Origin of the sequence: Natronosporangium hydrolyticum (genome assembly GCF_016925615.1) — a bacterium.
In the GTDB taxonomy this organism is placed as follows: Bacteria; Actinomycetota; Actinomycetes; order Mycobacteriales; family Micromonosporaceae; genus Natronosporangium; species Natronosporangium hydrolyticum.
In genome coordinates this window covers 2,624,059-2,639,239 of the sequence record NZ_CP070499.1, presented here as the reverse complement: position 1 = coordinate 2,639,239, position 15,181 = coordinate 2,624,059, and the positions used below count along the sequence as shown (strand labels likewise).

17 protein-coding genes are annotated in these 15,181 nt (G+C 69.7%); 6 read left to right on the top strand and 11 right to left on the bottom strand.

Features of this window, described 5'->3' with window-relative positions:
• Positions 1–227: 227 nt before the first annotated feature.
• On the top strand, positions 228–1,136 hold the full coding sequence (locus tag JQS43_RS11660) for a DMT family transporter (protein ID WP_239679102.1): 909 nt from the start codon (positions 228–230) through the stop codon (positions 1,134–1,136).
• 147 nt (positions 1,137–1,283) lie between these two features.
• Here JQS43_RS11660 and JQS43_RS11655 read toward each other — a convergent pair whose 3' ends face one another.
• The 5 genes from JQS43_RS11655 to JQS43_RS11635 form a co-directional block, all read right to left on the bottom strand.
• Positions 1,284–1,628 (bottom strand): phospholipase D-like domain-containing protein, encoded by a 345-nt coding sequence (locus JQS43_RS11655; RefSeq protein WP_239679101.1) that lies wholly within the window; start codon positions 1,626–1,628, stop codon positions 1,284–1,286.
• A gap of 147 nt (positions 1,629–1,775) precedes the next feature.
• Positions 1,776–4,160: a DEAD/DEAH box helicase gene (locus tag JQS43_RS11650; protein ID WP_239679100.1), complete on the bottom strand. Its 2,385-nt coding sequence runs from the start codon at positions 4,158–4,160 to the stop codon at positions 1,776–1,778.
• A 484-nt stretch (positions 4,161–4,644) separates the two neighbouring features.
• Positions 4,645–5,220, bottom strand: a complete 576-nt coding sequence (locus tag JQS43_RS11645) for a hypothetical protein (protein WP_239679099.1) — start codon at positions 5,218–5,220, stop codon at positions 4,645–4,647.
• A 236-nt stretch (positions 5,221–5,456) separates the two neighbouring features.
• Complete coding sequence (locus tag JQS43_RS11640; RefSeq protein ID WP_239679098.1) at positions 5,457–6,266, bottom strand: class I SAM-dependent methyltransferase; 810 nt, start codon at positions 6,264–6,266, stop codon at positions 5,457–5,459.
• Positions 6,267–6,357: 91 nt separating this feature from the next.
• A complete protein-coding gene (locus JQS43_RS11635) occupies positions 6,358–7,530 on the bottom strand; it encodes a S1 family peptidase (protein ID WP_239679097.1) in 1,173 nt (390 codons plus the stop codon).
• 104 nt (positions 7,531–7,634) lie between these two features.
• Here JQS43_RS11635 and JQS43_RS11630 point away from each other — a divergent pair, with 104 nt between their 5' ends.
• Together JQS43_RS11630 and JQS43_RS11625 are read left to right on the top strand one after the other, a co-directional pair.
• Entirely contained in the window at positions 7,635–8,321 is a 687-nt protein-coding gene (locus tag JQS43_RS11630; RefSeq protein WP_239679392.1) for a response regulator transcription factor, read from the top strand.
• Positions 8,318–9,394, top strand: a complete 1,077-nt coding sequence (locus JQS43_RS11625) for a sensor histidine kinase (protein ID WP_239679096.1) — start codon at positions 8,318–8,320, stop codon at positions 9,392–9,394. Before JQS43_RS11630 ends, JQS43_RS11625 begins: the two co-directional genes overlap by 4 nt.
• Positions 9,395–9,613: 219 nt before the next feature.
• Here JQS43_RS11625 and JQS43_RS11620 read toward each other — a convergent pair whose 3' ends face one another.
• The gene (locus JQS43_RS11620; RefSeq protein ID WP_239679095.1) at positions 9,614–10,300 is read right to left on the bottom strand and encodes an SAM-dependent methyltransferase; all 687 of its coding nucleotides are present in this window, start codon (positions 10,298–10,300) and stop codon (positions 9,614–9,616) included.
• Positions 10,301–10,558: 258 nt separating this feature from the next.
• Here JQS43_RS11620 and JQS43_RS26055 point away from each other — a divergent pair, with 258 nt between their 5' ends.
• The 3 genes from JQS43_RS26055 (at position 10,559) to JQS43_RS11610 (ending at position 12,132) form a co-directional block, all read left to right on the top strand.
• Entirely contained in the window at positions 10,559–10,681 is a 123-nt protein-coding gene (locus JQS43_RS26055) for a hypothetical protein (protein ID WP_275581066.1), read from the top strand.
• 201 nt (positions 10,682–10,882) lie between these two features.
• The gene (locus tag JQS43_RS11615; protein ID WP_239679094.1) at positions 10,883–11,728 is read left to right on the top strand and encodes a HipA family kinase; all 846 of its coding nucleotides are present in this window, start codon (positions 10,883–10,885) and stop codon (positions 11,726–11,728) included.
• On the top strand, positions 11,725–12,132 hold the full coding sequence (locus JQS43_RS11610; RefSeq protein WP_239679093.1) for a DUF3037 domain-containing protein: 408 nt from the start codon (positions 11,725–11,727) through the stop codon (positions 12,130–12,132). The genes JQS43_RS11615 and JQS43_RS11610 overlap by 4 nt, the downstream gene beginning before the upstream one ends.
• A gap of 35 nt (positions 12,133–12,167) precedes the next feature.
• Here JQS43_RS11610 and JQS43_RS11605 read toward each other — a convergent pair whose 3' ends face one another.
• From JQS43_RS11605 to JQS43_RS11585, 5 genes are all read right to left on the bottom strand, one after another.
• Complete coding sequence (locus JQS43_RS11605; RefSeq protein WP_239679092.1) at positions 12,168–13,205, bottom strand: alpha/beta fold hydrolase; 1,038 nt, start codon at positions 13,203–13,205, stop codon at positions 12,168–12,170.
• Between the two features lie 190 nt (positions 13,206–13,395).
• A complete protein-coding gene (locus tag JQS43_RS11600; protein WP_239679091.1) occupies positions 13,396–13,770 on the bottom strand; it encodes a hypothetical protein in 375 nt (124 codons plus the stop codon).
• A gap of 126 nt (positions 13,771–13,896) precedes the next feature.
• Positions 13,897–14,109 (bottom strand): VOC family protein, encoded by a 213-nt coding sequence (locus JQS43_RS11595; RefSeq protein WP_239679090.1) that lies wholly within the window; start codon positions 14,107–14,109, stop codon positions 13,897–13,899.
• A gap of 11 nt (positions 14,110–14,120) precedes the next feature.
• Positions 14,121–14,753, bottom strand: a complete 633-nt coding sequence (locus JQS43_RS11590) for a nucleotidyl transferase AbiEii/AbiGii toxin family protein (protein ID WP_239679089.1) — start codon at positions 14,751–14,753, stop codon at positions 14,121–14,123.
• Positions 14,753–15,076 (bottom strand): hypothetical protein, encoded by a 324-nt coding sequence (locus JQS43_RS11585; protein WP_239679088.1) that lies wholly within the window; start codon positions 15,074–15,076, stop codon positions 14,753–14,755. Before JQS43_RS11585 ends, JQS43_RS11590 begins: the two co-directional genes overlap by 1 nt.
• Between the last annotated feature and the right edge of the window lie 105 nt (positions 15,077–15,181).

The following is a 15,181-nucleotide window of genomic DNA, read 5'->3' as shown; positions in this document are numbered from 1 at the left end:
TCAGCATCGCGGAAAGTATCGACGATCAATCGCCGCCGGTCGCGTATCCTCAAAGACACCCGCCGCCACCCCCGCAACACCTTACAGCTGGATTAACAACTTCTTGACGGACAGCGAGTGTGACGGCCGGGCAGGCTGCCTACATGGGTCACCGCAAAACGAGGGCCTCGCAACGAAACTCACCACCAGCCGCTGGGCAGCACTCCCCTACTACCCTCCGAGGACCGATGCTGGTCCTCATCGCGGCCGTGCTGTGGGGTACCACCGGCACCACGCAGGCGCTCGCGCCGGCCGACGCAACCACCCTGGCGGTGGCGGCCACCCGACTCGGCATCGGCGGGTTCACCATGTTCGCCTGGGCGCTACTGGCCAAGGGCGCTGCCGGCATGCTCGCCTGCTGGGGGCGCTCCACCTGGCGGCTGACCCTGATCGGTATCGGCGCCGTCGCCGCGTACCAGACGCTGTTCTTCTCCGCGGTACGCGACACCGGCGTGGCCGTGGGCACGCTCGTCGCCATCGGCAGCGCACCGCTGGTGACCGGACTGTTGGGAATTGCGCTCGCCGAACGCGTGAACCGAGCCTGGGGCATCGCCACCGCCGTCACCATCGTGGGACTGGGAATGCTTCTCATCCCCAACGGCACGGCCGCGGTGAGCCTGCCCGGCGTCGGGTACGCCTTCGGGGCGGCGGTCTCCTACTCCACATATGTCGTCGTCAGCCGAATGCTCCTCGCCCGGGCGGTCGACGGGCAGGTGGTCGTCGGAACCATGTTCGGACTGGCGAGCATCCCGCTGCTGGTGGCGACCTCTGGGAGCGGCTATGGCTGGCTCGGCAACGGGGCCGGACTCCTGGCGGGGCTATGGCTAGGCCTGGGGGCGACCGCGATCCCCTACCTGGTGTGGATCCGCGGGCTCCGCACCACACCCGCAGCCACGGCGACCACGGTAAGCCTCGCTGAACCGCTTACCGCCAGCCTCCTCGGTCTACTGCTGCTTCGAGAGCCGACCACTATGTGGACGATAGCAGGGATGATCGTCATTGTGGCGGGCCTGGCGATCACCGGCTGGAGCGCCGCCGACCGAGCACCGACCAAGGTCAGTAGATCGCCGCGCCTGGACCAGCCGCCTCATCAATGAACACCGGAATCGCCTGAGCTTGCTCCGGCGGACTGTCCGGATGCCGGGCCCCCAGTACCAAAGCTTGCGAGAGATAGGGGCCCATCTGCCGTTCGCCGAGATTGACGCAGACGACCACGTGCGCACCAACCAGCTCCTTCTCGCTGATCAATGCGTATTGTCCCACCCGAGCCTGACAGATAGGGCAGTGGTGACCACCTGCCGCAGCTGGTCCACGTACTCCTGTGAGGCGGCCTTCTTCTGCCCCTTGTCGCTGGGGTCGCGGACGAACACCACGACGGCGATACCGCGGGCTACAACCTCGGCCAGTAAGGGCAGGACCGACCGGATCCGGCCGGCGGTCCATGGCGCCCAGATCCAGACTGAGTGCCTCGCAGCGTGCAGGTGCTCGGCGAACGTCTCATAGAACTGGCGCTCGTCGTGGATATCGGCGACCCGCACGTGCTGAGCGAGGATCTCCGACAGCTGGGTGCCGATCGGCCCGAGTGTCACCTCGCGACGGGAGTCGTGCGGCGCGTCGATCCCGGCGATCAGCTGATGGGCCTTGACCGTCCGAATAGTCGTGCCAAGCAGCGCAGCGATATGCCCGAGCGGCGTAACGGGGGCCGCATCGGCGATACGGGTGCGGCTACCGACCAGCTACAGCCGGGACTTGACCCGGGTGATCGCGACGGTAAACAGGCGAAAGCCGTCGCGCGGGAAACCGGGCCGGTCGGCGCGGGCCTGGGCCATCCACCGCCGATCGGTGTGGTCCTCGACCAGGTCGAACACCACCACGTCGAACTCGCGGCCCTGGAAGCGGTGCGCGGTGCCGACCTCGGTGGGGGTGCCGTGCTCGGACTCCTGGTCGCGGAACGCCTCCAGGGTCGCCTCGGCCTGGTGACGGTAGGGCGTGACCACACCGACACTCTCGCCGTCATTGTGGTGGAAGTCGGCCAGGGCTCGGGCCAGCAGCGCACCGACCGGCCACCACCCGGCCGTCCTGCTGGTAGCCCGTACCAGGCCCACATCGTCAGCGCCGTCGGTGTCGACCAGGACGATCTCCGGGTCGTCGGAGGCGTGCGCCCGGACTCCGGGTCCGGGCTCGAGCTGGCCGTCGTAGGCGATCGCGTTGGCCAGCTTCATTACGTCCGGCCCGAACCGGTGCTGGACGGCGAGGGTGGTGCAGCCGGGGTTGGCACGGGCGTCGGCTGCCGAGGTGTTGCCGCAGACCGCGAACACGTCGCGGCGCAGCCAGCGCTGCACAGCAGGGTCTTCGCTGCGATCGAGGCCGTTGGGGATGACCGCGCCGAGCTGGAGGAAGTCGCCGAGGAGCACGGCCGTGGTCCCGGCCCGCGACACCGCCAGCAGCACCTCCGGGACCGTCGCAGCGCCGACCTCGTCGACCAGGACCACGTCGTACGGCCCATCGAGCACGACCTTGCTCAGCCGCATCCGGGCCAGGGTCGTGGCGACCACCTTCGCCTCGGAGATGACCGTGCGCTCGGCGTTGCGGCGCAACCTGTCGAACTCCTCCTGCGCCTTCGCGTACTCCTGCTCCAGCGATACCCGGCGCGGGGCTGAGGCGGCGACCTGCTCCCGCAGCCGCAGCATCCGCTGGTACCGGCCTGGCAGATCGGCCTCGTCGGCGTGCCGGACCGCGGCCCGGTCCGACTCGCTGGCCTGCGGGCCAGCCTCCGCAGCGACCAGTGTCTCGTGCAGATCTTGGTGGCAGGCGTCGGCCTCGGCGGCCTGCTGCGCTGCCGTCGCGCGGGCCCGGCGGGCATCCTCCACTGCGGTTAGCCGCCGGTCGATCTGTGCCGCTGTGAACACGACCCGGGTCCGCAGGGTGGCGACCTGGTCCGCAGTATCGCCTCGGAAGCGTGCCAGCAACCCGCGACGCTCCTGGGCGGTGCGCTCGGCCCGGCCAGCAACCTCCCGCTGATCCCGAGCGGCGGCCTCCATCCGGGCGATCGTGTGGCGGTTCCGCCAGCGGGCCAGGCGGGAACCGGCACGTAGTTCGCGAACCGCGCCCTCCAGCCGGACCGCCTCATCGTTGGCGGTCAACGCCTGCACCGCGACCCGGTCCGCGGCCTGCTGCGCCTCGGCGACCTGACGTTGCAGCTCGGCGATGCTGGCCAGCGCGGCACGGCTGTCGTCGGTCTGGGCGAGAGCTGCCTGCGCCCCGAAGAGCACAACCTCCGATTGGCGTAGCGCCTGCCGGCAGGCGTCGCGCTGGCCGGCGGCCGTATGGGCTTGGGCGGCGAGCCCGGGAATCCGGTCGGTCGCCGCGATCAGGGCCCGGGCGCGGGCGTCGGCCTGCGGGTCGAACCCGGCGAGCGCCTCCTCCTCGGCGGCCAGTCGGTCACCGTCCTCCCGCAGCGCCACCAGCTGCCGGCTAAGCTCCTCGCGGCGCCGGTCGACCTCGGCGAGCCGGTCACGCACGAGGTGGGTCAACGACACCAGCGGGTCGCTGGCTATCTCCGCCAACTGCGGGGTACCGACCCGCACCAGGTCACCCGGTGCCTGGCTGCGCTGGCGCAGCACCCCGGCCAGGGCATTGTCGACGGCGATGTTGGTGGCCGAGACGAGCAGGACCCGTTTCCCGGCCTCGGCGAGGGCGTTGATGGCCTCGCTGAGGACATGGGTCTTGCCGGTACCCGGCGGCCCCCACACCAGCCGTACCCCAGGGGTCAGGCACGAGGTGAATGCCTCGCACTGCACGGGTGAGAGCCTGGGCACCGACCGGATCGTCCGTGGTCGCGGGGTCAACCGTCCGGCCGCCAGCTCGTGGGCCAAACCCGAGTCGCCCACGGCACGTATCCCGTCGCGCAGCTGGGTGACCAGGAAACTCTCTGGACGGCGGCTCTGCCACAGGTGCGCCTCGGGCAGGTCGACAAACTCCGCCACCCGTACCCGCAGCAGGCGGCCGTCCTGGACCACCTCCAGCGGCGAAAACCCCTCCCCGGGACCTGGCTGCGAGCCGCCGGCCAGACGCAGGTCGTCGATCTGGTCGGAGTCGATCCGCTGATCGCGGACATCCACTGCGTACCACCCCGACCCGGACTCGCGACGGGCCCGACCAATGACTTTCAGCCTTGGTCGTTCACCTCGCTCGGCGGCACCCCTGCCGCCGACGACCTCGATCCAACGCTCGACCGCCCCACAGACTTCGTCACGCCAGTCCGGCACTGCGCACCCCCATAAGGAATGTCCGGGCCGAATATCGCGCACAGAGTATCATCGATCACTAGCAGTGAGCTCCCCCTGTCGCGCTTCTGCCATTTGTGCTCCGCCGTCCGATCCGACGGGCGGGGTACCCGGACGCGGTGCTCACCTGGTCGAAACGGATCTGGCGCTGCCCTCCCCGACTGCACGGCCAAGCGTGGACCGAACGCAACCCGATGGCCGCGCCGCGCGGCGGTCCCCGCCCAGCGGGCGCGGGCATGGGCCACCAGCCGAGTCGACTGCGACGACGAGACTGTCGCGGCGGTGGCGCGGTCGCTTTCGGTGGGCCGGTGGTCAGTGATCATGCACCGCAGTTGTCACACCAGCCCGTTGCCGGAAGTTGGAGGAAGCAACTAGGACATAAGGGTCGCGGTGAAGGCTCCTGGTTCCGGCGGCGGCGCTCCCGGGTCGCCTCAAGCTTGGGTGCGAGCGCCGGGGTGCCGCCGTCCGGTGGGATCTCCGCTCCAAAGTGACGGTAACACCGGAGCCGAGCAGCTGCTGCGTGCTGCTCCCGTTCCATCTCGTCGACTATGGAGGGTAGCCCTTCGACTTTCAGGACCTCTTCGTAGCCCACTCCCACCATGCCGTCACCCGCGTGGACCACCAGCGCCGTCAGTGGTGGATCTCCCCGCCGGTGTGCCTCGTGGACCACCTTGCCCAGTACAGGTCCAATCCAGTTGTGCAGCAGCGCCGATGTGCGGACGCCGGAGGCTGCCTGGACCTTCTCCCCGACTTCGCCGTAGGTAATGATCGCATGGTATCGCCGCGCCACCGTGGTCAGCAGCTCGTAGGCGTGACCAGCCCAGATCTCCCACGACTTCGGTGCCGTCACCGGGCTCCCGTCGGACTCCCGCCAGTAGCCTCTTTGCCGAACCATGACCCCGATTGTCTCCGACGCAGTACAACCGGCGGGCATCGGGCCGGCACTTCGTATCACACCTGATCGTGCGCGACTTACGCCCACGAGGGAGCCCGTCGTCCTCCGCCCCGGTATGTTGGCGCGCCGCGTGGCCAGCGCGGTGAGGTTCTTCGTGATTGCGGTCCTCCTCGGGCGGGTGAATCGAGTGGAGGCGATGGGTCCCGAGGGTATGGTCACCAGGCATGACCTGGCTCCTAGGCTTTGCCGGTGCGCGCCAGCGCTACCTCCGCGCCCGGTCCGGCGGAGTCGCAGCACTTCTCGTAAATCAGAACATACCAGTCACTGTCCCGCCAGCTGGTCGCTACTACGGCACCGTCCTCGCCGGTGCCGCCGAAGATCCGGCGCAGTGGCAGCCCTCGGATGAGGCTGGAGGCGGCGATGTTCGGGCCGCGGTGCAGGAAGTCGTCTTCGACCGGTACGAGGTCATGCTGGTGGAGGCCGACCCAGCCCTGGCGCGTCCCTTCCGCGACCGTGCCTTCGAGAAACAGCAGCCCGCCGCCACGAAGGACGCGCACCAGCTGGCGGAGCATCTCGTGGGGCGACACGCATTCGTCGAGGGCGTTCCGGCTGTACACCACATCGAAGTGTGCCTCCGGGAACAGGTCGCACAGCTGCTCCCCGGAGCCGGTCCGGGCAATGACAGGATACTCGTAGCCATACTCCGCGAGCATCTGCGCATAAGCCTCGGCGAGCGGATCGACCGCGACAACCTCCGCCAACCGCTGCTCGCTCGCCCAGGCCAGAGTAGAGAACGGACCGGCCCCGGCGTCGAGGATGAGTGCGGGGCGGCCCGTCTGCTCGGCAAACTGCCGCAGGTGGGCCAAGAGCCGCACCGGAAACTTGGCGCGCCTTCCCTCGGGAGAGAGCATCTGCGTCAACCGGCTCCTGAGATACTCGGTCTCTCCCCGCAGCGCTGACTGCCAGAAAGCCAGCTCGTCGGACAGCCCGGCACGCCACCGTTGTCGCTCGTCGGCCTGCTCCGTTTGCTCCTGAATATCGGGCATATCAGACTCCTCTCGGGAGCGTTCGGCCGTCGAGACCGCACAGACAGGCCCAGCGTACTCGACGGATCCACTGTCGGCAGAGCGTGCTAGATCATCCACACTGCCTTGTCCCTAGTCGACCCGCCAGCGGACCGGCCGCTCCCGCTCCACCCGCCAGTCCAGCCCTGCGTCCAACTGGCGCACCAGCCGCTCCTCCAGCGCCGGTCCCGACAAATTGCTTCACCCGGTGTACGCCGGGCGGCAAGAGCGATGATCGAGAGGGGCGAGTGTGGATGGAAGATCCCGGGACTTTCGACTGTTCTGGTTGGTCGGAGCCGCCGACTCGCTCGGGTCGCGCACCTCCAGCCTGATCCTGCCGCTGTTGGTCCTGGCGGTCGGCGGAAGTCCGTTGCCGGCGGCGCCGGGTCGCCAGCAGCAAGAGCAGCGACAGCGCCGCGCCGGCCGCCAGCAGCAGCATGCTGCTTTCCAGGACGAGGTCGTCGTTCACCTCGGCCCCGGCTAGGACGTCGTCGATCCAGGGGCGCAGGGTGTCGACCCGGGCGCTGAAGTCCCAGCCCGCGTGGGGGCAGCCGGGCCCGCTGCTGACGACGGCCACCAGTTCGGCCGACCCGTTCGGCAGCTCCCGCACGTACGGCCCGCCGGAGTCGTGCGGGCAAGGGCTGGTCTCCGCCCGCGGGGCCACGCCGGCGGTCTCGATGACGGTGTCGCCGACCGCCTGGACCGTGAACTGGCCGGTCTGCAACCAGGTCGGGGACCTGGTGCCGGCGTCGTCGACCACCAATCCGTACCCGGTCAGTCGCAGGGTCTCGCCCGCGGCCGGGGCGGTGGTGCCGATTTGGAGCGGCGCGATGTCGGTGACCGCCTCGGCGAGTTCCGCCAGCGCGACGTCGCTCGCCTCGTCGCCCTGGCGTACCCCGACCACCTCGACCTCGCGCCCGGCGTCGCCGCTGAGGTCGGTGCGCCCGATGGTGGCCGTGGTCCGGCCGGCGACGGTCGCGCTCACCCGCACGCCGTCGGCGTCCCGGAAGCAGTGGCCGGCGGTGATCACCCAGCGGGGGGCGACAAGCGCGCCGGAGCAGGAGCTGTCCCGGCTGCCGCCGTCGGCGGCGGGCAGGTCGGTCATGGTGAGCAGCACCGCGTACGAGTAGGCACCCTCGGGCGCGTCCTCGCCGTACGCGATCGCCGCCGCCTCCTGCGCTCCGACGGGTACCAGCGCCGTTGCCAGCAGTAGCACGACGCACGCGTTCCGGACCGATCTCAGCATGCGCTGATGGTGGCCACCGGGCGGTCGGCGCAGCGTCAGCGCCGTCCTTATCTCGCCTTTATCCGGGCTGTGGGAGTCTGTGGGTGGCGGAGACGGAGGGGCGCGTGCGGGTGCTGGTGGCTGACGACGAGCGGCTGCTCGCCGACACCGTGGCGGAAGGGCTACGGGGACTGTCCATGGCCGTCGACGTGGTGTACGACGGCGAGGCCGCGCTGGAACGGCTCGGGGTCAACCGGTACGACGTTGCGGTCATCGACCGGGACATGCCCGGACAGACCGGCGACGCGGTGTGCCGCCGGATCGTCGACTCCGGCGCCGCGACCAGGGTGCTGCTGCTGACCGCGGCGGCCGGCATCCGGGACCGGGTGGAGGGCCTCGGGCTCGGGGCGGACGACTACCTGACCAAGCCGTTCGCCTTCGCCGAGCTGGTCGCCCGGGTACAGGCGCTGCACCGGCGGGCGGCGGCGGCCCTGCCGCCGGTGCTGGAGCGGGACGGGATCGTGCTGGACGAGGCGCGGCACACCGTGACCCGGGACGGTCAGCTGCTCTCACTGTCGCCGAAGGAGTTCGCGGTGCTGCGGATTCTGCTGCGGGCCGGCGGGGTGGTGGTGAGCGCCGAGGACCTGCTGGAACAGGCCTGGGACGAGCACGCCGACCCGTTCACCAATTCGGTCCGGATGACGGTGATGACGCTGCGCCGCAAGTTGGGTGAGCCAGAGGTGATCCATACCGTGCCGCGGGCCGGCTACCGGCTCGGGGCGTCCGGCACGCTCGGGGCGTCCGGCGCATGAACCGCCGCGCGCTGGTCCGGCGGGTCCTGCTGCTGTGCGCGGTCCTGCTGGTCCTGAGCCAGGTGGTGCCGCGGCTCGCCGAGTCGATCGTCGCGCTGGCATGGCGGTGGGGACCTGAGTGTCGCTGGTACGGGGAGTTCGCGCCGGCGGAGGACGGCTCGTTCTTCTGCGACGAGATCCTTGGGCGGACCTCGCTGATCCTGACACTCGTCGGCGGCGTGCTGCTGGCGTTCTTGCTTGCCGCGGCCTACCCGGCGGTGCGGTGGTGCCTGCGGCCGATTCTCGACCTGGCCGACGACATCGGAAACCTCGGACCGCAGAACCTCGGTTACCGGCTCCGTCCCGGCTCCAGCCGGGAGGAACTGGCCGAGCTCGGCCGGGCGATCGACGCGATGATGGACCGGGTGGCGGTCGGCTACGAAGCGCAGCGCCGGTTCGCCGCGGACGCCTCCCACGAGCTGCGTACGCCGCTGGCGGTCCAGCGGACGCTTATCGAGGTCGGCATGGCCGGTCCGCTCACCGCCGACCAGCGCGCGCTGTTGAGCGCCCAGCTGCTGGCGACGAACGAACGCAACGAGCGGCTGATCGAAGGGCTGCTGGTGCTCGCCGAGAGCGACCGGGGCCTGGTCACCCGGTCACCGCAGCGGCTCGACCGGATCGTCGCCGAGGTGCTCGACGCCCACCGGGAGCGGGCGGCCGCCGCCGGGGTCACGATCACCAGTCGGCTCCGGCCCCGGGTGGTCGAAGGCGAGCAGGTCTTGCTGGAGCGGCTGGTCACGAACCTCGTGCAGAACGCGCTCAAGTACAACCGTCCCGGTGGGACGATAGCGGTGGAGGTGGGAGAAGCCCCGGCGCTTGTGGTGACAAACACCGGCGACGATATTCCCTCGGAGGACGTGCCCGGCCTGTTCGAGCCGTTCCGGCGGCGGTCCGGCGCCCGCATCGATCACAGTGGTGGGGCCGGGCTGGGCCTCGCGATCGCCCGCTCGATCACCCGGGCGCACGACGGCGTCATCGCCGCCGCCGCGAACGAACCTGACGGTCTGCGGGTACAGGTGTCGTTTCCGACATAGGAAGACCGATAGCCGGGGTATGTGAAGGTCATCCGCCCACGCCGGCGATCGAGAGGCCGCGGACTGTCCGGATGCCGGGCCCCCAGTACCAAAGCTTGCGAGAGATAGGGACCCAGCTGCGGTTCGCCGCGGTTGACGCAGGCGACCACGTGCGCACCAACCAGCTCGTCCTCGCTGACCAATGCGTATTGTCCCACCCATCAGTCGAGCCCTTGCCAGTCAGGCCGATAGGTCACCCCCGTCGGGCCGACTCGCCGCAGGGTCCTCGCGGCGTTGGATGAGCAGGAGGTTGTCGGTGACGGTGGCGCGTTGACCGCCGGGTCCGGTCGCGAGGCGCTGCGGCATGTCGGCACGCAGCACCTGCCATTGCCCGGGTTCGAGGTCGAGCCCGGTAGCGACCTCGTCGGGCGTGGGGTAGTGGGCGTCCGGGTCCTGGTTCCACGACCAGGGGGCCTTGGAGCCGTGGTCGACGACTAGCAGCAGCCCGCCGGGCCGCAGGGCCCGCGCGGCGCTAGCCAGCACCCGGCCGCGGTCCAGCGCGAACGGCGTGTGGAAGTACTGTGCGTTGACCAGGTCGAACGTGCCGGTCGGGAAGCTGTGCGCCAGATCGTGCCGTTCGCCGGTGACCTGGTCGCCGAGGCCGAGTTCGCCGGCTTTCGCCTCGACGCGGGCCACCGCCGTACCGGAGATGTCCACGGCGGTCACCCGCCAGCCGCGCCCGGCCAACCAGATGGCGTCCCCGCCTCCGCCGCACCCCAGGTCCAGGGCCACGCCAGGGCTTAGCGATTCGGCGATCTCGACGAGTCGCGGGTTGGGCGGTCTGGCCGTGGCGGTCAGGTTGCGGTGCAGCTTCTCCCAGAAAGACTGGGGGCCGGCGTCCAACTGCGGGCCCTGCCATCCATTCATTGGTCTCCTCCTTCGACGAACGCCAGCAACTCTGCGGTGTGCGGTACAGCCCGAATCCGCCGATCACCGCTACGGACAGCCTCCCGACTGACGCGCGAAAGGTGCAAGGAAAGTTGCGGATCCGCAAAGCTCCGCCGAACCCTGGAGCAGCAGCTGCCCTGGCCCGGGCTGATGCACTTGGTAGCCGGGTGAGGAAGTAGCCGGGTGAGGAAGCGGATTACGCGACCGATCGGGCGAGTCGGTCGGCGCCTCCGCGAAATGGCCGACGCCCGCTACCTGGCGCTGGCCGAGGCACTCGACGCACCGCTCTACACCTGCGACCACGAGCTCGCCAGCGACGGACACCGCGCAGAGGTCCTCGCCTTCCCACGCACCCACTGAACCTGTACGCGTCGCGCCGATGACAAAACCAACCGCCGGATTGCGCTCCTACCCCTAGAGTCGCCGATTAAGGTGCTGCACGACTTCGCCGAGACCTGACCGCTCGACGACGCCTGCGAGCAGGCGGTCGGGGTGTCTCTCCGACAAAAGGCGGCCGGCGCGCTCTACGGACGTCCCAGTAGTTGCGTAGACTCGGTGATCATGCTGCGCACCACCACCGCTGCCCGATACGTGACCCCGTTCCGCGAGGGTGGCTCCCTGCCGGGGTTGATGGAGGCAGTGGACCTGGGCAGCTATGTGGTGAAGTTCCACGGAGCCGGTCAGGGCCGCAAGACGTTGGTCGCCGAGGTGATCAGCGGCTGCCTGGCCCAGCTGCTGGGATTGCCGGTGCCGGACCTGGTGGCTGTCGAGGTCGACCCGATACTGGCGCGCGGTGAGCCTGACCCGGAGGTGCAGGACCTGTTGCGCGCCAGCGGTGGGCTTAACCTCGGGTGTGACTACCTGCCCGGCGCCCTCGACTTCGACCCCGCCGCCTTCCCGATGGACCCGAGTCTGGCGGGGCAGGTTCTGTGGTTCGACGCGCTGGTCGGCAACGTCGACCGGACCTGGCGCAACCCCAACATGCTGTACTGGCACGGGCAGGTCTACCTGATCGACCATGGCGCCACCCTGACCTTCCACCATCACTGGCCCGGCGCCCCCGCGGCGGCGGCCCGCGCCTATGACGCCCGCGACCACGTGTTGATCGAGTTCGACCCACGAGTCGAGGCGGCCGACGCTGACCTGGCCCCGCAGGTCACCCGAGAGTTGCTGCAGGAGGCCGTGGCGCACGTGCCGGACGTGTGGCTGGCCGACGAACCAGGTTTCGCCGACCCGGACCAGGTACGCCGCGCCTACGTCGACCAGTTGGCCGGGCGTCTGGAACAGCGGGCAGCCTGGCTACCGGGCCTGGTGGCAGCCGCGGCGGCCACAGGTGCCGACCGGGACCGCACCACCCGGCCGGCGCAGAACCGTCCGAGCTGGCTGACGGGGAAGGTGGATTGGTGAGCCCGCAACGGCATCCGTTCGAGTACGCGGTGCTCCGGGCGGTGCCCCGCCCGGAGCGCGGCGAGACCCTCAACGTCGGCGTGCTGGTTTACTGCCGAGCCCTCGACTACCTCGATACGCGCATCCACCTGGACCCGGACCGACTTCGCGCGCTGGACCCCACCGCGGACCCGGCCGCCATCGCGCGGGCCCTGCAATCGGTCGCCGACATCTGCTCCGCCGCACCAGCCGCCGGTCCCGCCGCGCGCCAGGCCATGGGCGAACGATTCCGATGGCTGACCGCCCCACGCAGCACCGTGGTGCAGGCTGGCCCGGTGCACACCGGGCTCACCACCGACCCGGGCGTGGAGGTCGACCGGTTGCTGCATCTGCTGGTCATGCCCGTCACCCCGCGCGGCAGCTGATGAAGACCGGGGCTGGTGATGCGGTTGGCCTCGAGTTAGTCCACATCGTAGCTCCGGCCCGCCGGGGCAGGCGGCGACAGCCAACCGCGCACCGCTTCCACGTACGCGTCGGGCAGCTCCAGCGGTACGGTGTGTCCGGCCGACTCCAGCACATGCAGCCGCCAGTCGGGTCGCCGCGCCATCGCGTGGTCGATGACCGGGCGGGTCACCAGCCGGTCCTGGTCGCCCCAGACCAGCAGCACCGGCGCGGCCACCTGGTCGATCGCGGCCAGCGCCCGGCGCCGGGACACGAACATCGAGGCGGCGGCCGACGCGAACGCGGTCACCGCGTACCTCAGCCGGGCGGGGTGGTCGCGCAGCTCCCGCGTCTGCTCGGCCGCGAGCGCGAGGCTCTCGGGCGATATCCGGGTCAGGTCCCCGCCCGACTGCTCGCCGGCGGCGGCGAGCTGTCCCGGGTCGGTCAGGTATCGCAACTTCGCATCCACCAGCCGCCGGCCCCACACCCGTACCAGCGTGCGGGCCACCGCCGGCCCGGCGGCCAGCGCCAGCCGCCCCATCGTCTGCCAGCCGAGCCGTTCGGGCACCGACATCGGCGCCGGCAGTATCGGGTTGACCAGGACCAGCCGCTCCACGATGGCCGGATACGCGGCGGCGAACTGCAACCCGACCAGGCCACCCATGGACAGACCCTGCACGCTCAGTCGGCCCAGCCCGAGGGCGGCGGTGAGTGGGGGCAGGAACGCGACGGTGGCCGGCAGCCGGGCCTGGCGTGCCCGGCGGGTCTCGGTCTCGCCGAAGACCGACCCGGGCAGATCGGGCGCGATCACCGGCCCGAGCCGGGTCAGCGGCGCGATCACGTCCAGCCAGGCGGTGCCGCTGCCGGCCAGGCCGTGCAGCAGCAGCTGGGTGGGGGCGCCGGCCGGTGCGTCCGGGCCCGGATCGGCCCGGAGCAGGTGGACCCGCCGGCCAGCCACCCGCAGAGTCTCGCTACGGATCCCGCGCCAGCGTCGACACCGGTCACCCCAGTCGCGATAACGCACGGCAGCCTCCGGTCGCCGGTACAACTGCCTCATGACTGTACGCCTGGTCCGGCATGACTTACTGCCCGTGGTTTGAACACGCCTAATTGTGGGCCAGCGCGTCGAAGTCACCGACTGCCAGACCCTGGGCACGCGCCTGAGCCCGCAGGGTGGCGTAAGCAATTGTCGCGGTGGTGGGTCGCCTCGGGTGCGTGACGACGTGGAGAGTGCACACGAGTGTGCCCTACCTTCCGGTCCGCCGTGGGTGGAGGAAGGTCCGGATGTCGTCCAATGCGTTGTCTGCGGTCCCCCTGATGTGGGGTAACGACCGCGCCTTGTATAGGGCGGTCGTCACGCGCCGTTCGTCCAACTGACGGTAGACCCTCGCGAGATGCCCCAGGCATGTCGCGGCGAGCGCACTGACCTGGTGATCCTCGTGTTCGAGCAACCGGAGATGCAATTCCTGCAGCTCTCTCCAGTCACCGCCGCCGTACAGCGCGGTGCCGACCATGGCATCAAGCGCGGTGGACAGGTCGCCGCGCTCGAGCGCGGCGTGCACCTCGGCTGGTGTCGACGGCGCCGGGTTGTGGAAGACATGATGCTGGTGGCGCACCGTCATATCCTCCTTGGTCCGTCCATTGGTACGTGGCAGTTTGCCAGCCGGCTCCGCTACGAACTCTTAGGAGCTGCGGCTTGTTGCTGTCGCCGGTGGGCGAGGGTGATGGCGGGTGTTCAGAGTACGCCGTCAGTCGTGCTCGGGCGGTGGAACGAGGACGCAGAACTCATTCCCCTCCGGATCGGCGAGCACGGTGGTGAACCAGCCGTCATCGTCGTGCGGCTCGACCAGGATCTGGGCGCCCAGACCCCGCAGTCGGGCAACCTCGGCGACGGCGTCGGTGACGTGGATGTCCACGTGCATCCGGTTCTTGCCGATCTTCGGCTCGGCAGTGAACGCCAAGATCGACCAGTCTATCGACTGAGTTCGTGTTGCCAGCCCACGAAGTAGATGCGCATTGCCGCGATGTGTTCCTTATCCACACCATATGCCTCGAACTCGCGGTCCGGGATGCGGGTGAGGAACCCGAGCGACTCCGCGAACATCGCCCGCTCGAACCCCGGATTGTGTTCCACGAGAACCGCCTCGAGCTGCCGGCGGTCGTAGCGTCCGCTGAGGTGGATCGCGTACACGTCCAAGAAATCGCGTGGCGCCCACCGGTTGAACAGCGCATCCATCTTCCCCGCCGCGGCATCGTCGGGATGCAACACCGGCCCGACATCCAGCACGACCGGTTCCCGAGCCCGCCAGAAGATGCCGAGGTCCACCTTGCAGATTTCGCCCTCCGGCCCACATACCATCATCTGAACCAGATCGGACGTACGGCGAGTAACGTCCACCGAGAGCTGGTGGCTACGAAACGCCGCCACCACATCCGCCTCGACCTCCGCCGGCCGGCCCCGGTCGGAACTGAACAGATCAATGTCCTCGGACGGGCGGCTGGCCATGCCGTGGAGCTGCACCGCGTGGCCACCGCCCAGAACGAAGCCACGATCACCTACCGCATCCAGCGCGATCCGGGCCAGCCACTCCTGGAACGCTTCCATCAGGCGTGTCGAAGGTCAGGGAAGCGGGCTTCCCACAGCGCGCGGACCTGCCGTGCGGGGAAAAGGTTGCGCCAGTCGCGACGCAAGACCTGCCAGTTGAGCAGGCGCCGCTGGTCGGCTTCTTGTCCCTCTTCGAGCACGATCTTGTACATCGCGGCACGGTCGTACTCGTCGTCGAGGTCAAACTCCCGACGACCGCTCCAGGCGACCTCGCGAGGAAGCGTGACCAGCCCGTGATCAGGGCCCTGCAGGTCGTCAAGCCTCGCCGGCACCGCATAGGGCTTGACGTCCGCGACGCTGAAGGGGCGCTGGTCCGTGTCCATACTCCCAGTATGACCCGCCAGACAGCGAGGTTCGCGGGTGCCAAGCGACCAGCGAGGGCCGTTGTGCCGTGCGTCACACTGATCGTGGCCATACCCGGGGTCTAA

Coding starts and splice junctions, on each gene's coding strand:
- JQS43_RS11590 (WP_239679089.1), bottom strand. CDS start 14,753: ATGGAAGCGTTCCAGGAGTGGCTGGCCCGGATCGCGCTGGATGCGGTA.
- JQS43_RS11635 (WP_239679097.1), bottom strand. CDS start 7,530: ATGCTGAGATCGGTCCGGAACGCGTGCGTCGTGCTACTGCTGGCAACG.
- JQS43_RS11615 (WP_239679094.1), top strand. CDS start 10,883: ATGCTGCGCACCACCACCGCTGCCCGATACGTGACCCCGTTCCGCGAG.
- JQS43_RS11660 (WP_239679102.1), top strand. CDS start 228: ATGCTGGTCCTCATCGCGGCCGTGCTGTGGGGTACCACCGGCACCACG.
- JQS43_RS11585 (WP_239679088.1), bottom strand. CDS start 15,076: ATGGACACGGACCAGCGCCCCTTCAGCGTCGCGGACGTCAAGCCCTAT.
- JQS43_RS11625 (WP_239679096.1), top strand. CDS start 8,318: ATGAACCGCCGCGCGCTGGTCCGGCGGGTCCTGCTGCTGTGCGCGGTC.
- JQS43_RS11640 (WP_239679098.1), bottom strand. CDS start 6,266: ATGCCCGATATTCAGGAGCAAACGGAGCAGGCCGACGAGCGACAACGG.
- JQS43_RS11605 (WP_239679092.1), bottom strand. CDS start 13,205: ATGAGGCAGTTGTACCGGCGACCGGAGGCTGCCGTGCGTTATCGCGAC.
- JQS43_RS11600 (WP_239679091.1), bottom strand. CDS start 13,770: ATGACGGTGCGCCACCAGCATCATGTCTTCCACAACCCGGCGCCGTCG.
- JQS43_RS26055 (WP_275581066.1), top strand. CDS start 10,559: ATGGCCGACGCCCGCTACCTGGCGCTGGCCGAGGCACTCGACGCACCG.
- JQS43_RS11620 (WP_239679095.1), bottom strand. CDS start 10,300: ATGAATGGATGGCAGGGCCCGCAGTTGGACGCCGGCCCCCAGTCTTTC.
- JQS43_RS11645 (WP_239679099.1), bottom strand. CDS start 5,220: ATGGTTCGGCAAAGAGGCTACTGGCGGGAGTCCGACGGGAGCCCGGTG.